At 39.7% G+C, this 16,222-nt stretch carries 15 protein-coding genes and 2 pseudogenes; 13 read left to right on the top strand and 4 right to left on the bottom strand.

The features are described from left to right. Positions 1-88 precede the first annotated feature (88 nt). The 5 genes and pseudogenes from B4Z47_RS21515 to B4Z47_RS21535 all read left to right on the top strand — a co-directional run bounded on the left by B4Z47_RS21515 (position 89) and on the right by B4Z47_RS21535 (position 4,874). Positions 89-1,327 (top strand): Gfo/Idh/MocA family protein, encoded by a 1,239-nt coding sequence (locus B4Z47_RS21515; RefSeq protein ID WP_201649477.1) that lies wholly within the window; start codon positions 89-91, stop codon positions 1,325-1,327. Positions 1,328-1,657: 330 nt separating this feature from the next. Next, the gene (locus B4Z47_RS21520; protein WP_201303617.1) at positions 1,658-2,485 is read left to right on the top strand and encodes a phosphatase PAP2 family protein; all 828 of its coding nucleotides are present in this window, start codon (positions 1,658-1,660) and stop codon (positions 2,483-2,485) included. Beyond that, positions 2,472-3,992 (top strand): phosphoethanolamine--lipid A transferase EptA, encoded by a 1,521-nt coding sequence (gene eptA, locus B4Z47_RS21525; RefSeq protein ID WP_115048552.1) that lies wholly within the window; start codon positions 2,472-2,474, stop codon positions 3,990-3,992. Before B4Z47_RS21520 ends, eptA begins: the two co-directional genes overlap by 14 nt. A 31-nt stretch (positions 3,993-4,023) precedes the next feature. Beyond that, positions 4,024-4,205, top strand: a pseudogene (locus B4Z47_RS21530) (class D beta-lactamase); the annotation flags it as partial. 51 nt (positions 4,206-4,256) lie between these two features. Beyond that, a complete protein-coding gene (locus B4Z47_RS21535) occupies positions 4,257-4,874 on the top strand; it encodes a class I SAM-dependent methyltransferase (protein ID WP_070560817.1) in 618 nt (205 codons plus the stop codon). A gap of 72 nt (positions 4,875-4,946) precedes the next feature. On the opposite strand, the gene B4Z47_RS21540 is transcribed toward B4Z47_RS21535, so the two are convergent. Beyond that, a complete protein-coding gene (locus tag B4Z47_RS21540) occupies positions 4,947-5,288 on the bottom strand; it encodes a winged helix-turn-helix transcriptional regulator (protein WP_070560815.1) in 342 nt (113 codons plus the stop codon). A gap of 93 nt (positions 5,289-5,381) precedes the next feature. On the opposite strand from B4Z47_RS21540, the gene B4Z47_RS21545 reads away from it, so the two are divergent. The 7 genes from B4Z47_RS21545 to B4Z47_RS21575 all read left to right on the top strand — a co-directional run bounded on the left by B4Z47_RS21545 (position 5,382) and on the right by B4Z47_RS21575 (position 14,486). Next, positions 5,382-5,672 (top strand): redoxin family protein, encoded by a 291-nt coding sequence (locus B4Z47_RS21545; RefSeq protein WP_070560814.1) that lies wholly within the window; start codon positions 5,382-5,384, stop codon positions 5,670-5,672. A 10-nt stretch (positions 5,673-5,682) separates the two neighbouring features. After that, complete coding sequence (locus tag B4Z47_RS21550; RefSeq protein WP_115048554.1) at positions 5,683-6,486, top strand: DNA alkylation repair protein; 804 nt, start codon at positions 5,683-5,685, stop codon at positions 6,484-6,486. Positions 6,487-6,668: 182 nt separating this feature from the next. After that, on the top strand, positions 6,669-9,434 hold the full coding sequence (locus B4Z47_RS21555) for a TonB-dependent receptor (RefSeq protein ID WP_115048556.1): 2,766 nt from the start codon (positions 6,669-6,671) through the stop codon (positions 9,432-9,434). A gap of 17 nt (positions 9,435-9,451) precedes the next feature. After that, positions 9,452-10,768 (top strand): DUF4876 domain-containing protein, encoded by a 1,317-nt coding sequence (locus B4Z47_RS21560; RefSeq protein ID WP_115048558.1) that lies wholly within the window; start codon positions 9,452-9,454, stop codon positions 10,766-10,768. A 67-nt stretch (positions 10,769-10,835) separates the two neighbouring features. After that, positions 10,836-12,389 (top strand): DUF6850 family outer membrane beta-barrel protein, encoded by a 1,554-nt coding sequence (locus tag B4Z47_RS21565; protein ID WP_147282037.1) that lies wholly within the window; start codon positions 10,836-10,838, stop codon positions 12,387-12,389. A 40-nt stretch (positions 12,390-12,429) separates the two neighbouring features. Next, entirely contained in the window at positions 12,430-13,560 is a 1,131-nt protein-coding gene (locus tag B4Z47_RS21570) for a cytochrome-c peroxidase (protein ID WP_115048562.1), read from the top strand. Positions 13,561-14,012: 452 nt separating this feature from the next. Next, complete coding sequence (locus tag B4Z47_RS21575; RefSeq protein WP_115048564.1) at positions 14,013-14,486, top strand: hypothetical protein; 474 nt, start codon at positions 14,013-14,015, stop codon at positions 14,484-14,486. Between the two features lie 39 nt (positions 14,487-14,525). On the opposite strand, the gene B4Z47_RS21580 is transcribed toward B4Z47_RS21575, so the two are convergent. Further along, the gene (locus B4Z47_RS21580; protein ID WP_115048566.1) at positions 14,526-14,804 is read right to left on the bottom strand and encodes a macro domain-containing protein; all 279 of its coding nucleotides are present in this window, start codon (positions 14,802-14,804) and stop codon (positions 14,526-14,528) included. A 274-nt stretch (positions 14,805-15,078) separates the two neighbouring features. On the opposite strand from B4Z47_RS21580, the gene B4Z47_RS21585 reads away from it, so the two are divergent. Further along, positions 15,079-15,459, top strand: a complete 381-nt coding sequence (locus B4Z47_RS21585) for a DoxX family protein (protein WP_236560186.1) — start codon at positions 15,079-15,081, stop codon at positions 15,457-15,459. 90 nt (positions 15,460-15,549) lie between these two features. On the opposite strand, the pseudogene B4Z47_RS21590 reads toward B4Z47_RS21585, so the two are convergent. Together B4Z47_RS21590 and B4Z47_RS21595 are read right to left on the bottom strand one after the other, a co-directional pair. Next, positions 15,550-15,888 (bottom strand): annotated as a pseudogene (locus B4Z47_RS21590) (metallophosphoesterase); the annotation flags it as partial. Beyond that, positions 15,855-16,181 carry a hypothetical protein gene (locus B4Z47_RS21595; protein ID WP_115048568.1) on the bottom strand — a complete coding sequence of 109 codons (327 nt, stop codon included), beginning with the start codon at positions 16,179-16,181 and terminating at the stop codon, positions 15,855-15,857. The pseudogene B4Z47_RS21590 and the gene B4Z47_RS21595, both read right to left, overlap by 34 nt. Between the last annotated feature and the right edge of the window lie 41 nt (positions 16,182-16,222).

Raw genomic sequence — 16,222 nt, forward strand, 5'->3', positions numbered from 1 at the left:
CGCTCTATAGCTGCGCTTGTTGATGCAATATTTTATTGTTTATTGCTTATTTTTCTTATATTAGGTAATAAACCAGCAAATTGTGTCTATGTTCAATCTAAATCGGAGAAAATTTATTCAAGGAGCGGGAGCAGTCTTAACTTTATCCGCTTTGCAAGTTAAAGGTCTGTCGTTTAAAGATGCGATTAAAAATTTTCGGGTCGGATTGATCGGTGCGGGTTGGTATGGGAAGAGTGATTTGTTCCGTTTAATGCAGGTTCGGGATGTTGATGTTATCGCCATATGTGATGTTGACGACAACCATTTGCAGGAGGCGGGGCGATTAACTGCTGAGCGCCAGGTTTCAAAAAAGGTTCCAAAGCTTTATAGAGATTATAGGGAGATGCTCGCTAACCATAAATTCGATCTTATCCTTATTGGCACACCGGATCACTGGCATGCAAGACAGGCTATAGACGCGATGCGTGCGGGGGCTCACCTTTATTTGCAGAAACCCATCAGTGTGGATGTACTTGAGGGCGATGCCATATGGCGCGCGGCTAGAAAATATAACCGGAAAGTGCAGGTAGGGACCCAACGGCGGAGTACGGCGCATCTCATCGACGCTAAGAAGCGTGTGGTCGATAGCGGCCTGCTTGGTAAGGTTTCGCATGTGGAGATGTGCTGCTACTATCATATGCGGAGAAATGGTAACCCGCCTACACAACAAGTTCCAGAGTTCTTAGATTATGAGTTATGGACAGGACCGGCACCTTTACGAGCTTATGATGGTTTACCGCATGGCAGCTGGTGGCGAACCTTTATGGCTTATGGAAATGGGATAACCGGCGATATGGGAATGCATATGTTTGATACGGTACGTTGGCTTTTGCAACTTAAATGGCCCAAAAGCGTGAGTGCCAAAGGTGGTATTTATGTCCAAAAAGAAGGCAAATCGACGATTGCAGATACGCAGACCGCTCTATTTGAATACGAAGATCTTAACTGTGTCTGGCAGCATAGGACATGGGGAGCAGCAACAGACCCTGAATATCCTTGGGCATTTGTTATATACGGTGACAAAGGTACTTTAAAGGGAAGTGTGATGAAATATGAGTTCATTCCCATCGGAGAAGGTGAGACTATCCGAAAGGATGTTATCTTAGAAAAAGAGACGTTTCCTAAAGATCTGGAAGAGCATCGAATAGAACTGCATACAGCTCCGGCAACGCGACGACACATGCTCGATCTTTTATCAGCAATTGAAAATAATCACCTACCTGTAGCCGATATTGAAGAAGGCTATATCTCCACCGCAAGTTGCATATTAGCCAATTTGTCGATGTAGTTGAATCGGCCCCTGATTTATGATCCTACGCAAAAAATATGTATTAATGACCCTGAAGCAACTCAATTATTGCAGAGAGGGTATCGCAGTCCATGGCAACATCCGTAATAAAAATATCAAGCGACAGATACCGGCAAATGGAAAAAACGCACCCGTCAAAATATGCCATGCATATGGACAGACTTGGCATTTATCAATATATAGAACGTTCCTGACCTAACGGCAAAGGGATCCAATAGATTAAACAAAATATGTTCAAGCTTAAAATTCTAAATTTCTACAGAATTCGAACCGTTCTTTACTCGATTAAAAGACGAGTAGACGATGAATATGAATTCGACGATAACCCATAATTATGCTAGGCTTAGAAAACCCTTGTTCTTTCTACCTATACTTCTATTAGTTCTGCTCATTCTATTTCTCTATTTTAATCATGCATTGAATGTATATGGCTATACGGTCATTCAGAAGAATAGCTTTTTCACAATAAATGCTTACCTCGGACAATATCCAAATCTTGAGTCTAATTTTACACAGTTTGGAGATTGTTTAATTAGCCTGTCACTATTGAGTGTTTTTGTATTATATGCGCCTAAATTATGGGAAGCATTGATATCAGCATCGCTAATTTCAGCTTTTTTTTCCATTGTTTTAAAAGTGGCATTTGCTGTGCCTCGACCTGCAGCGGTGTTTAATCAAACGAGTTTTTTGATTACTGGTAAGATGCTTCTTGGTAACAATAGCTTGCCTTCGGGCCATTCCATTACGATATTTACAACGCTGACCGTTATCATGTATGCTTTTATGCCGCAACGATTGAGTTATAAAATAATGTGGTTTTTTTGTTTAACATGTATTGGGTTAATGCTTGCTTTATCTCGCGTCGCGTTGGGAGCACATTATCCATTAGATGTAGTTAGTGGCTGTATTATAGGATATGTTTCGGGACTGCTCGGAATTTTTTTTAGCAGGGAATTTAAAATATGGAATTGGGTCAACGACCAACGGTATTATCCAATTTTCATTTTATTATTCCTCGTTTTCAGTATAGTATTGGTCAATAGAATAATTAATGATAATTTGCTAATATTTTATTTTACATTTATCTGCTTAATTAGTACACTTTATAAAACCATTACCGTTTATGCTAAAAAATAGCTTAAAACTAGTTCATTTTGTCCTTTTCATGAGTGTGTTGAATTTTATATTCTTCCATTTTCCATTTTATACTTTTGTTTTTAAAAATGTTGATTATAAAAGCTTTGGGGGCATTGTTCTCATCGGCAGTCTAATGGTTTTGATGCTGGTAATGAATGCTTTTGTACTTTATCTATTTTTTTCAGCCTCGCGTCGCTTCGGGAAATCGATACTTGTGTTGTTCTTTCTTATCAATTCAGTAGCCGTTTATTTTGTAAATACCTATAGCGTTATTTTGGATGAAACCATGATCGGCAATATCTTGAATACCCGTTATTCCGAGTCCAGCGGTTTCTTTTCCCTGAAATTGATCGTTTATCTCGTTTTTCTCGGTATTATTCCCAGTATCTTCATTATTAAAGCAAAAATAATAAAGGATAAACCAAAGAAGTTCTTTATCACTTCGTCACTTTCGCTATTATTTATCGTTATTTTAATATTCGCCAATGCGACTAATTGGTTATGGATCGACAAGAATTCGAAGACTTTGGGCGCACTTTCCATGCCGTGGTCTTATACCGTCAATATTTCGCGTTTTTACATTCACGAACATCAAAAAAATAAAAAAGAGATTTTATTGCCAGATGCGAAGATAACTGACCAAAAAAAGACAGTGGTTGTCCTTGTTATTGGTGAATCTGCTCGAAGGGATAACTTTTCCTTATATGGCTATCAAAAGAATACAAATCCGCTACTTTCCAAAACACCCAATCTTTATCATTTTGACGCAACTTCTTGCTCCACCTATACGACAGCAGGAGTAAAATGTATATTGGAGCATAAAAATACAGATGATTTGTACGAAATCCTGCCGAACTATCTCTATAGAAATGATGTCGATGTGATCTGGCGAACAAGTAATTGGGGGGAGCCACCTGTACATATTAAAGAATATGAAACAAATGATCAACTTGCCACAAATTGTAAGGGTGAAGGATGTGCTTACGATGAGGTACTTTTAACAGGTCTAAAGGAGCGAATATCCTCCAGTAAAAAAGATAAAATTTTTGTTGTGCTCCACACAAGTACAAGCCATGGGCCAACATATAGCAAAAAATATCCCGCTCAATTCGAGCTGTTTAAACCTGTATGCAATAGTGTTGAACTCGGGAACTGTTCTAAAGAAGAGTTGATCAATGCTTATGATAACACCGTTGTTTATACAGATTATATTTTACATAATCTGATTGAGGATCTAAAACAATTGAAGGAATATAATAGTGCCATGTTGTTCGTCTCGGACCATGGCGAATCGCTGGGTGAAAATAACCTTTATATGCACGGATTGCCGATGAGCATTGCACCAAAAGAGCAATACGAGATTCCCTTTATTGTTTGGGTTTCTGATCATTCAAAACAGTTGAAACCAAATAAAACGTTGACCCAAAATCACGTATTTCACAGTGTGTTGAAATTTCTGGATATGAAAAGCCCTATTTATGATGAAAATATGGATATTTTCGAATAGACAGGATTGCGGGTACAGTTTGGTCTAAAACGGATGGACTATGGCCAATCAGATCAATACCGGATGGTGGATAGGTTATGTTGAGCAAAAAGAAAAGATTTATTTCTTTGCAACGCGGCTTATTCAGGACCGCAAGTTCAATCGTCCTGATTTCTCGCGCTGCCGCAAAGAGATACGCGGAAAGTCTTTAAGGAGCTAAAAATTTTGCCCTAAACCTTAGGGCATTAGATATCAATCATCAAATTTTACCAGGACAATAGACAGATGGAAAATTTTAATCGAAAGAAGCATTGGGAAGACATATACGAAAACAAGCCGCTGGAATCAGTGAGCTGGTACCAGCCCAATCCAGAAGCATCGCTACATTTTGTAGAGCAAGCTAACCTTCCAAAAAAGGCGAAAATCATCGATATAGGTGGTGGTGACAGTTTCCTGGTTGATTTCTTGCTGAAAGCAGGATTTGAAGATATTACTGTATTGGATATATCCAACGCTGCAATTGAACGAGCGAAGAAGCGATTAGGGGATGAGGCGACTAAAGTCAAATGGATTGTTTCGGATATCTTGGATTTCGTTCCCGACGCAACTTATGATTTTTGGCATGATCGGGCCACCTTTCATTTTTTGACTGTTCGCCAGGAGATTGATCGTTACATCAAAATCGCAGATCAATCAATTGCGGTGGGAGGTATTTTAGTCGTTGGAACTTTTTCTGAACAGGGGCCAAAGAAATGTAGTGGCATTACTATTAAACAGTATTCAGCACAATCAATAAGCGATTTATTCCAGACATGTTTTAGGAAAATTGAATGTATGACTATTGACCATATAACACCCTTCGACACGAAACAGCATTTTGTGTTTTGCAGTTTTCGTAAATAGCTGTCATAGCTGGGGCGAACGCATTTCGTACAAATAGCGCATCGGTGTGTGGCTCGAATCTGCCCCTTTGTGCTAATTTTTATTGGAATTTTCCAATAAAAGTTCTCCCCAGGCATTTAATTTCCAGAGTACTTCCACTAAACTTTTCCCTAAGGGTGTCAATGAATACTCCACTCTGGGAGGAAGCTCATGGAAAGATTGTTTACTTAAAATACCATCATTGACCATTTCGGCCAATTGTTGGTTTAGCACCCGTCTATCAACTGTTGCAATACCACGAAGCATTTCACTTGGGCGTTTTTCCCCTTCATTGATACGCCAGACAATCGGAATTTTCCATTTCCCGCTAATCGCATTGACGGCAAATTCCAATGGACATATTTTTTGTTTTATTGCTTTCTCTGTTATACTCATAAAATTGACTTTTTTGCCCCATAGGGATAATAATATGCGGTATTGTGATTGTGCATTTACTTTTAAAACTTTGCAGAAATAACGTACAGCATCATGAAAAATTTAGAACACAAAATTGCTAAATTAAATGCGAATTTAGCTAATCTTCGTCTTGAAATAAAGGAAATATTTGGCAGATCCATTCAGGATCTTCAGTCTGGCGATCTAATCGAAAAGAGCCTGCAGATAGGGGACAAGGTCCCGAATTTTAGTTTGATGAATTCGCTGCATAGCAAAATTGAGCTCGGAAAACTTCTGGAGAATGGAACGGTTAGCGTGGCCTTTTTCCGCGGCAACTGGTGTCCTTACTGTAATCCCGAGCTAAGACTAATATTGATGCGTTAATCATACAGCTATGAGCAAAGTACAACGTAAAGGGGTAAGGCGGACAGCTGATATTTCAATAGACTGCCTAGCCAGTCTGAACCGCGGTGAGATTGAAACTGCAAATCTTGTAGAGTGGCTAGCTGTTGACCAACGGCTTTTACTTGCGCACATTCTTCAGCAGAATGCGCGCATTCACTACTTAAAGCCAATCTTGTTGCTGTTGGAGCAGTTACAGAAACCGACGGTAAATTCCATCAATGAAACGATCGGACGTGCGCTGTTCGACATGATCACACAAAATCGTGATAATACCTTCCTGACAATATTATTCAATCATCCTGCAGATCTCGTGCGTTGCTGGGCGACCTACGCGATTGGAAATGATAAACAGCTTGAAATTGAGGAACTGCTTTCATCAATACGTCCTTTTGCTGCAGATACACATTTTGGTGTACGAGAAATCAGCTGGATGGCCATCCGTAATAGGATAGCTTTTGATTTGGACAGGAGCATTACCTATCTGAGCCTATGGGCGATGGAGAAGGATGAAAATGTGAGGCGTTTTGCTACGGAGTCAACCCGACCGAGGGGCGTATGGTGTAAGCACATCGATCGGTTGAAGCAGGAACCAAGTCTAGCCTTGCCTATTTTAGAACCGCTAAAATCCGATCCTTCAAAATATGTTCGGGATAGCGTCGCAAATTGGCTGAATGACGCAAGCAAAAGCCAACCTGGTTTTGTTAGAGCACTTTGTCATCGTTGGGAAGAAGAAAGTAATACCAAGGAAACACACTACATTATTCGAAAAGCATTACGCACAATTTCGAAGTAAAAATTATCCGTGTCAGTATTCTGTTTTTTGCGTCTTTCTAGTTCATATTTAATTTTTTACGCAGTAGTTTATTTAGAATTATTAAAAATAATTTGAAATACTGTATTAAAATACGTCACATTTGCATCTGTTTAGAATCATTTTAAATAGATGTGCCTTTTTGTGCGCTTTTATTCTCACTTATGAAAAAGCTCTATTGGACTAGTTTTATTTTATTTTACACAATTGCAGTTGCGCATGCACAGTCGATATACATCCGGGGAAAGATCACTGATAGTAATAAGAAAGTCCTATTGGGAAGTACCGTTATTTTGGATCAGTTAGGATTCTCCAGTATGAGCGATGGGCGTGGTGAATATCGTTTAACCATCCCTAAAGAGCAGTATGGCAAACGTGTTACGCTATCGGTTTCCTACATTGGTAAGAAAAAAGTTGAAAGGACAGTCCTGTTAGATTCGATGCAAAAGATTGAAAATTTTTTGTTGCAAGATATGAGTCTTGCTCTTGAAGAAGTTGGGGTACAGGCGAAGAGAGGGGAGTTGAGCAACTCATCACTCGTATTTGATCGCGAAATGATTGAACGTTATCCGGCGCTAAGTTTAAACGATCTGTTGAACCGATTGCCAAACCGGAAGAATACAGCCCCTTCTGTTCAGGAGATGCAAAATCTGACGCTGAGAGGTGCTTTTAGTGAGACTACAGTACGATCGCGAGACGCGAATGAACTGAATAACTCCTTTGGTGTCGCTATCATAATGGATGACATGGTTTTGGGTAACAATGGAAATATGCAAGGGCGGAACGCTGGAATATTTGGCATGTCTTCCGCAACGAATGCAATTAGACCTTCAGATTATGGTTTAACCGGTCGACCGACAACGGGAAAATTCTATTCTGGAGAAAACGTGTTTAGCGGTCTGGATCTGCGTCAGATTCCGATAGAAAATATCGAACATTTGGAAGTTATTTCTGGCGTAGCACCGGCACGCTATGGCGATTTATCAAATGGTGCCGTTATTATCGAAAGGCAGGCTGGCAAGACTCCGGCTTTTTTTAGGCTTCAAGTGCGGAGCAATGCAACTTCATATGGTCTGTCTAAGGGAATGCAGCTCGGAAAAAAGCTTGGGACAATTAATGTGGATTTAGGTTATGTGCAGTCTTACGCAGACAATAGAGATAAGCTGAAACAATACGACCGCGTAAACGGAACTTTGATATGGACAAACTATTTTGGCGCAGATAAGCGTCTGAAACAAACCTTCTCAGGCTCTTATAATAAAGTTATTGATCAGGTCCGAAAAGATCCAGATGACCCACTCTCGAATGCCATTTCTTTTGGCGGCTGGGGTTGGAATGCTGCTAGCCGAACCAGTTACAAATTGGACCATAAATTCCTTAAAAGCATTAGTCTCAATGCAGGAATAAGTTCAACACTGCAGAAAACCTATCGGGAGTATTACTATAATGGTGCAGTCGTGCTTTATACCGATTCTGTGCAAACTGGAATTGTAGAAGGACAATATGCACCTGGTCAGTATACTGCGCTAGATCATGTGGATAATAGACCATTGAATTTAAATGCCCGATTGGAAGGAAATGCCATCGCAATTACCGGCGATATTATCCACAAAATAAACTTTGGAAGTAACTATAGTTATGACATCAACCGTGGAAAGGGGCGAATTGCAGATCCTTCTATTCCCAAAAAGGATCTTGGAGCGAGATCGGATAGGTATTATGATTTTTCATTAACAAACGCTTTGCAAAACCTGGGCTTGTATGCGGAGGATGCTATGCGGCCAAAAGTATGGGGAAGGGATCTTAGCATGCGGGCGGGCGTTCGCTGGGATCTTATGAATGGTCACTCTTCCATCTCTCCAAGAACCAACATCAATTATTCACTTTCTAAATCAACTCAGATTGGGCTAGCATACGGCTTATCCTTCAAATCTCCTGGATTAGCACAACTATATCCCGGGCCTACTTTTGATGAAATTATATTGCTCAACTCTTATAATGGTAAGGTTGACGAAAGTATGGCATTGATTTACTTGCGGCGTTATGAAAAAGATAATAGCAATCTCAAAAGTAGTGTAGGGCAAACGCTGGAATCATCGTTTTCATGGCATAAGAATGGGCATCAGCTACGTACGAATCTTTTCTATAAAAAAAATACGCGCGGAATCAACACGGTTACGGCTGATCAACTCATTGACTTGCCTACCTATTCGGCTACTGCGGTGCCCGGGGGTAAACCAATAGTTGAACAGACGGGGACGAGAAGCTATTTAATGTCCAATCTGTACTTTGCCAATAGTAATAAATCGTCCAATATTGGTGCGGAAGTCATGTATTCTACACCTAGAATTCAACAGATTATGACAACTTTCTCCGCTACTGCCGCATTTACCCTAGCCAATTCTAGTTCCAGTGCGCTGAGCCGTTTGAATTTTAATGCCGAAAAGACAGCGTTAGATGACGTTATCCTTGGATTTTTTCCGTCCAAATCTACCAAGAACTATTTAAGTCGAGCGCAGTTACGAAGTTCAACTCATTTTCCCGCTTTGCGTTTGATTATTGAACTGAGTGCAGACTGTGAATTATTAAACTACAATAAATCTAATTACCGAGATATTATTCCTGTAGGATATTATACACGTGATTATACGTATCATATCATTGATCAATTTGATATATACAATCCGAAGCATCTCGAATTATACACAGCAAGGAAAAATGAAGCTGACTTGGTAAATATTGAAAACAACTACATCTACTGGAATTTTGGTCTCAATATGGCCAAGGAAATAGGCAAGAATATTTACCTGTCATTTAACGTCTATAATTTTCTGGATTACCAACCGCGCTTTTATAGGGAAGGAGCTTCTTCAGTGCAAGCCCCAAATTCATCTCCCAACTATGGCGCCCAACTGACTTATAAATTTTAACATAAAAACTAAACACAATGAAAACTCGTTACTTAATTCCTTTTCTCTTTTTACCTTTTATCTCCTGTAAAAAAGATAATACATCCGGTGTACAAGCGCTGGATATTAAGCTGAATTTAAAATATGCTTCTGAAAATTTTAATACCAAGTTGGACTTAAGCAAGGTTATTGTTAAGATAACCAATCTGGCAACAAAAACCAGTGCTACATATTCTTCGTCCCAAGGTGTGGTCAACCTGACTTCTATTATACCGGGTGAATATGATATTGATGCTTCTATTACGATACCCAAAGCGCAATACAACAGTTTGACAGGAGAATCAAGTATTGAAGACGTGACATTCAATGCTTCGCTGAAAAAAATCAGTTTAACCAGTTCTACGACTTTGGATATGGAATTGGTTGCAGGTCTATTGGGCGACTTTGTCATCAAGCAGATTTACTATGCAGGTTCTGATAATAAAGAAGGAGCGGTATTCAGGGATCAGTTTTTTGAAGTTTACAATAATACAGAACGTGTTTTATATGCCGATAGTCTTTACTTTGGCCGGTTATGGGGAAGGCAATCTCCGACCAGTCAATCCGATTACTATCAATCCAATGGCCAATTGGATTGGAGTAAATCTTCAGGAATGGGCGGCTACGAATCAGAAAATACAGACTATGTTTACTTAAGAGATTTATTTATGATTCCTGGCAATGGAAAGACCTATCCAGTGGAACCTGGTAAAAGCATTGTAATTGCGCAAAATGCGCTAAACCATAAATCACCGTTTGTTGGTAATAATGGAAAAGAAGTAGCCATCAAGAATCCGGATCTTACAGTAGATCTGAGTAAAGCTAATTTTGAGGTTTATTTTGGAGATATCCCTGGCAAAACTCCTTTTGCAACAGATATTGACAATCCGGCTGTTCCCAATGTGGAGATATTGGATTATACGGGGAATGACTGGATATTGGATAATTTAGGGCGGGATGCTTATGTTATTTTTAAGCACGCGAATCGTTCAGATGTGGAGAATTTGAAGAGCTATGCGGAACCGTCCATCAGTGTTCCGACTTCCACCGCAAAAAAATACAGACAGTTACCTGTCGGTTGGATTATGGATGCCGTAGAAGTACAGCCAAACACCAAGGACGCGAGAATTCCTAAAAAATTGACGGCGTCACAGGATGCAGGTTTTACTTTCGCACCATTAGGTGGCTATTCATCGCAATCTGTAATTCGCAAAACCGAAAAAACGAACAATGGAGTTCGTAAATTAAAAGATACAAATAATTCCACAGAAGATTTTATCGCGATAAAAGCAAATCCATTTGGATTTGGTGATTAATGAAAAACGGTTATTCCCAATACCAGCTTTTTCGTTGGAAAGCTGGTATTTTATAAAAAATACCTGAATGAAAAGTGTGAGATACATCATGTTATTTTTGGGGGCTTTCTTAGCCCACCACGCTGTCTTCGGGCAGAGTACGTCTAATTCTTTAGATTCAACAGCAGCTTTGACCTATTGGTATCAGCCATCATTTGTAATAATGCATGATATGGCCATACGAAATAGGGTATGGATTCCTGAGGAAATCAAAAATAGATCTTCTCTATTTGGTATTCGGCACAGCAGGGGGCAAGGGGACTTTAAGGCGGCGCAAGGAACTGATGGGCTCATTCAATCCCAATTGTATACGGAAGGGAAGACCGATTGGCGCAAAACTAGCTTTTGGGGAAGATTTTCATATGACCGCTCCGCAGAAGACAGTACTGCTTTGCGCCATCAGTCACGATGGAATGTCGATGCGCCATTGTATTTTGGTTCGTTGCGAAAAAATAAATACAGTCGAGAGACCTATAAGCTCGATGCGGGAATCCAAAGAGCATTCTTCGATGCTAAGCTCCCGATTTCCCTGGGCATCGATTATCGATTAGGCTCTCACTACTCCAATAATGATCCCAGAGGCGATATCAAAGATATGAACCTGCAGTTTGAATTGAGTGTTGGTCACAATCTGCCAACATTTTCTTATCATATTGCTGGTATTTGGGGATATGGTTCTGAACGGGTCAACGTGGGCTATAAAAATGACAAGTATACAACCAATACAGAAGACCCATTGTATGTCAATTGGATGATGAACGGTTTTGGAAGTGCGAGTGAGCGACTAAAAGAGATCAATTACAACGATATTATTCACCGTAAAGGCGTCGGCGCGCATATCTTGCTGAAACCCAATGATAGGAATAAGATCTATTTTAATAGTCGCTATCTAAATGAAGAACAATCATTTAGACGAAATGATAACTCAAAACAGACCTATTTGTCCTTAAATGACTATAAAAAAGATATCGGATCAATCGATTTTTTATGGAGCCGGCAGATGCATCGCAAGCGATTGCTAAGAGTAGCGCTGCAGGGACAAATTGAAAATGGACAGGATTTTAATTATAGTTATCTAGCAAATAACTACACCTATCGTCGGCATGAAATTTCGTTTAAAACTCAATTAGCCGTACATCAGTATTTGTTTGAAGGCCATGCTGGTATGTATAAGACCGAGAAAAAAGATGGTGTTAGTGGTAACCAAATGGAATATGATCAAGTTAAACTGGGACTAGGACTGAATCGAACATTCCGGCTCGGCCAGCCGGCCGATATAATAGGAACAATAGCCTATACTAAACAATGGTCACCAAGCCATAATCTCTACGTATCTGAGTTGAATACAGGGGATTTTGGGAAGCAGATACTGTATCAAGATTATCTTTACGACACCGCTCCAAGTAATAGCTGGAATATGTCCTGGGTATGGGGCACGCATCATGCAAAGAACAATTGGAGCATACAGCTCCAGATGGATTATCAGTGTAGGGGTAATTTGGTGCCGATAGACTATACGTTGTCAAGTGTACCGGGTAAAAATTGGTTTCTGGGTAAATTGGGGGTTTCTTATATATTTTAAAATAGTTATCGTACTTGTTTATAAGCATAATTAAGAGAGAATGAAAAAGCAGTTTTGTGTATTGGCCACTATTGTTGGTTTTGTGGGTTTGCTTTCTATGAAAGATCAACAGCAAGCCTTTGATGATGAGATACAGCTTTATTATCGACGGCCGGTGAGCGAATGGCCAAAACCAACAATTGATGTAGGGGCTCATTGGAATGAATTTAAGTCCCTACCCAAGATCGATACCGGTTATTTTTCTTTAAAGGAAAAGCCTGATGTGAAGTTGGGGAAATATCTTTTTTTTGACCCCATTCTATCGGGAAGCAATCAGATATCCTGTAGTAGCTGCCACAACCCCCAGACTTCCTGGGCTGACAAGCTTACCGTACCAGTTGGTAATGATCATCTTGAAGGCACGCGTAATACGCCATCTTTGCTCAATGTGTATGCACGCAAGGAATTGTTTTGGGACGGTCGTGCTGGTTCATTGGAGGAACAAGCGTTGGGTCCTATTGAAGCTCATCATGAAATGGATATGGAATTGACAAAACTGATTCCCAAGCTAAAGGCCATCCCCGGATACAACAAATTGTTTGTGGATGCTTTCGGGGAAACCGATTATTCGATGCCGGAGGTACTGAAAGCCTTGAGTGCTTTTCAACGGACATTAACAAGTAGAAGAAGCCGTTTTGACGAGTTTTTAGATGGCAATTATAAAGTGTTGTCTGATCAGGAAGTGCGCGGTCTTCATTTATTTCGCACCAAAGCGCGCTGTATGAATTGTCATAATGGTCAATTTTTTACCGATGATCTGTATCACAATATTGGTCTCACCTATTACAAACGGAAATATCAGGACCTGGGACGATACGAGATTACAAAGGATCCTGCTGATGTAGGACGTTTCCGTACACCATCCCTACGTGACGTGATGAATACCGATCCGTGGATGCACAACGGATTGTTTTGGAATATGACCGGTCTGTTGAATATGTACAATAGTGGTATGCAGATGAATTCCGCTACTGCTGAGCAGAAAGCAAAAGATCCACTTTATCCTGTAACTGATCCATTGATGCAACCCCTAAATCTGACAAAAGATGAAATAAAAGATATTGAGGCCTTTTTGCACGCCATCACAGGGACTTCTTATCGTATGCGCCGTCCCGAAAGTTTACCGAGATAGATGACAGCCGAACAATCGTGAAGCTGTGTTTACATACTGTTCGACATGCTATATTGAGAGTGGGGCAACTTCAGGATAGCTTCTTACAAAAAAAGGTTATCCAGCTATTGGATAACCAATGTTTTAAACAGATACTGGTAGGGTGTTTATTTTCCAAATATCGTGAATTCTAGTGACTTATAAAGAAATTTTAAAAAGATGGAAGTTTCTCTTTCTTTTAAATACGGCCAAGAGGTTGATATATGGTTACACTTTTCTTACTTCTCCTGTAAAAAAATAACCTGTATAGCCCATTTTATTCCGACTAATTTGTATCTTAATAAGCTGTATAGCCATCCGCAATTTCTTGTTTTAAGGCCTTAAATTGGGTTGTTAACTTGTTGGTCGTATTGGCTTAGAATCGCTATCAAAGGAATATTGCGACAGTTTTAAAAATAAGGAGAAAATACGAAATGAAAAAAATTATCGTCATTGCTATGTACTGTGTTGTGTTGTTTATGTCGTGTAACAATGGCGGTGGAGATAGGGAAAATGATGAGGTTGCTGAGGTTGCTCATAGCGGAATAGCCTCGGTCGTAAAATCATACTTTCTCTACCATGAAATAAAAAATGTAGACTATGCTATCTATATCAATAATGTATTGGCAGGACAATCTCACGAAAATACTGGTGTTCCGGGGCCCTATAAGCTAAACCCGTATATAACTTCATCGGGCAAGCAATTTGTAAAAATGATCATATCTGCCAACAGTCGAGAAAAAGAGATTACCCCAGAAATATTAAGAGAAATAGGTAAGAACGCAGGTATATATTTACTTCTAAATAAAGATTTTGAACATATTAGGGAACTCAAAAAACTGCAATTTCCACACATTGATAAGCCTGTTCCTTCCTATGAATATAGATGGGAATTTGAAGCGGAGTAGTCTTAGTTTTATGCTAGGTTTATATTACTATTTGATTGATCAGTAGAAAGGTATCATCGTCAAACATACTATTTTGATCTGCTTAAGTGTTGTATCGGCCATCAGAAACGGTGTAATGACACCATTCCACACTGGTCCAACTGTATGAATTACATATTTAGCGGCTAGCTTGCCTGCAGTTGTGATGACGGCTTCACCTACCTTGCAGCCTCCTTGTTTAGCCCCAATGTTACGGCATCCTTCCAGAATTTCCGGCCCACCGCAGCGATGAATAGTAACTACGGTTATTTTGTTGTTACTATGTGACGTCGGATTGATCTTAACTCAAATATATGAAAAAATAATTAGCAGGTTTAATTGGGGTATCGCAGGATAGCCGTTGTATTCAATGCCTCGCTTTAAAAAAGTGAAAATAATATTGTGTAGTTACATAACTACATTTATATTTGTAGTCAAATAGCTACATAATAAAGAACGGTTAGTAAAAGAGCTGCTTTATCTTGTGTGGCAAGGATAATACCGGGTGTTGAAGATAGGAGAGGTGGCTAGGAATGTAAAGTAATTAACAGGATAATAAATAAATCAACGCATTATGAAAAGAAATCGGATAATTTATTGGATAGCAACCATATGGTTGGCTGTAGGGTTATTGTCAACTGCTATCATACAGATTTTTAAAATTCAAACAGAAGGAGCAGGTGGGATACAAAATATAGACCATTTGGGATATCCGAGTTATATACTTCCTTTACTGGGAATCTGGAAACTATTAGCTGTGGTTGCCTTGCTTTGGCCTAAAAGACCACTTTGGAAAGAATGGGCATATGCGGGTATTTTCTTTACGGCTACTGGTGCCTTGTATTCGCATATTGCATCGGGAGATTCTTTCGCTTTAATGGCTCCGGCACTATTATACATTATTCTAATTGCTACTTCTTGGTATTTCAGACCAGCCGATAGGAAATTCGATTAGAAAGTGTGTTGAAATCTGTGATGAATTTAATGAGTTACCCGAAAATATGTACTGGGTGAAAAATCCATCAGGGATAGTATTTAATTTGCTTTAACCTTTACTCTTCAGGTGAAATATAGTGATCTCCGGTAGTATCCCAACTCGGCTTGGATAATCTAGATAACCGAAGCCAACATTTACGTACAGTGCCTGATGCTTTTCACGGTACAGGCCTGCCCATTCGCGGTAAGCATATTTGACCGGACTCCACTGATAATTCGGGTTGTTATAGCCGAATTGTCCCCCATGCGTATGCCCGCTGAAAGTGACGTCGATTGTGGGATATTTGGGTAGGATCTCTGCGCGCCAATGGGAGGGATCGTGTGAAAGCATCAAATTGATAGGCGAGGATTTATCTACTTTAGACATGGCCAGATCGATATTCCCATAATGATAAGTCGCGCTATTTCGATAGGTCGATAACACTGTAGCAAGGTTACTGTCGTGAATTGTGGGGTTTCCAACATTTTTGACAGTTCCTCAGGAGGCTTGCTATCAAAAATAAATGCATTAAGCGCTGTTGGTGGAGCCTGTATTTTTTCAAAATATTTTTTGCGCAATCGTGTTAAGCCAGTATGTTCTTTATGAGCATACGCAACGATCGGCTTAAATAATGCATTTTGCTGTTCGGTCGTTAAGGTCGAATCCGTTATTTTACTTCCTATTTCAGTAATAAACTTCAAAAATTCCTTTTGCGTCTTTTCCTTTTGATCCTCAGTTGGCG

This window comes from Sphingobacterium sp. UBA2610 (genome assembly GCF_002339225.1).
Lineage (GTDB): Bacteria > Bacteroidota > Bacteroidia > Sphingobacteriales > Sphingobacteriaceae > Sphingobacterium > Sphingobacterium multivorum.

What these genes read in the sequence shown, in the direction of transcription:
- B4Z47_RS21515 (WP_201649477.1), top strand. Translation starts at nt 89, where the DNA reads ATGTTCAATCTAAATCGGAGAAAATTTATTCAAGGAGCGGGAGCAGTC.
- B4Z47_RS21520 (WP_201303617.1), top strand. Translation starts at nt 1,658, where the DNA reads ATGAATTCGACGATAACCCATAATTATGCTAGGCTTAGAAAACCCTTG.
- eptA (WP_115048552.1), top strand. Translation starts at nt 2,472, where the DNA reads ATGCTAAAAAATAGCTTAAAACTAGTTCATTTTGTCCTTTTCATGAGT.
- B4Z47_RS21535 (WP_070560817.1), top strand. Translation starts at nt 4,257, where the DNA reads ATGGAAAATTTTAATCGAAAGAAGCATTGGGAAGACATATACGAAAAC.
- B4Z47_RS21540 (WP_070560815.1), bottom strand. Translation starts at nt 5,288, where the DNA reads ATGAGTATAACAGAGAAAGCAATAAAACAAAAAATATGTCCATTGGAA.
- B4Z47_RS21545 (WP_070560814.1), top strand. Translation starts at nt 5,382, where the DNA reads ATGAAAAATTTAGAACACAAAATTGCTAAATTAAATGCGAATTTAGCT.
- B4Z47_RS21550 (WP_115048554.1), top strand. Translation starts at nt 5,683, where the DNA reads ATGAGCAAAGTACAACGTAAAGGGGTAAGGCGGACAGCTGATATTTCA.
- B4Z47_RS21555 (WP_115048556.1), top strand. Translation starts at nt 6,669, where the DNA reads ATGAAAAAGCTCTATTGGACTAGTTTTATTTTATTTTACACAATTGCA.
- B4Z47_RS21560 (WP_115048558.1), top strand. Translation starts at nt 9,452, where the DNA reads ATGAAAACTCGTTACTTAATTCCTTTTCTCTTTTTACCTTTTATCTCC.
- B4Z47_RS21565 (WP_147282037.1), top strand. Translation starts at nt 10,836, where the DNA reads ATGAAAAGTGTGAGATACATCATGTTATTTTTGGGGGCTTTCTTAGCC.
- B4Z47_RS21570 (WP_115048562.1), top strand. Translation starts at nt 12,430, where the DNA reads ATGAAAAAGCAGTTTTGTGTATTGGCCACTATTGTTGGTTTTGTGGGT.
- B4Z47_RS21575 (WP_115048564.1), top strand. Translation starts at nt 14,013, where the DNA reads ATGAAAAAAATTATCGTCATTGCTATGTACTGTGTTGTGTTGTTTATG.
- B4Z47_RS21585 (WP_236560186.1), top strand. Translation starts at nt 15,079, where the DNA reads ATGAAAAGAAATCGGATAATTTATTGGATAGCAACCATATGGTTGGCT.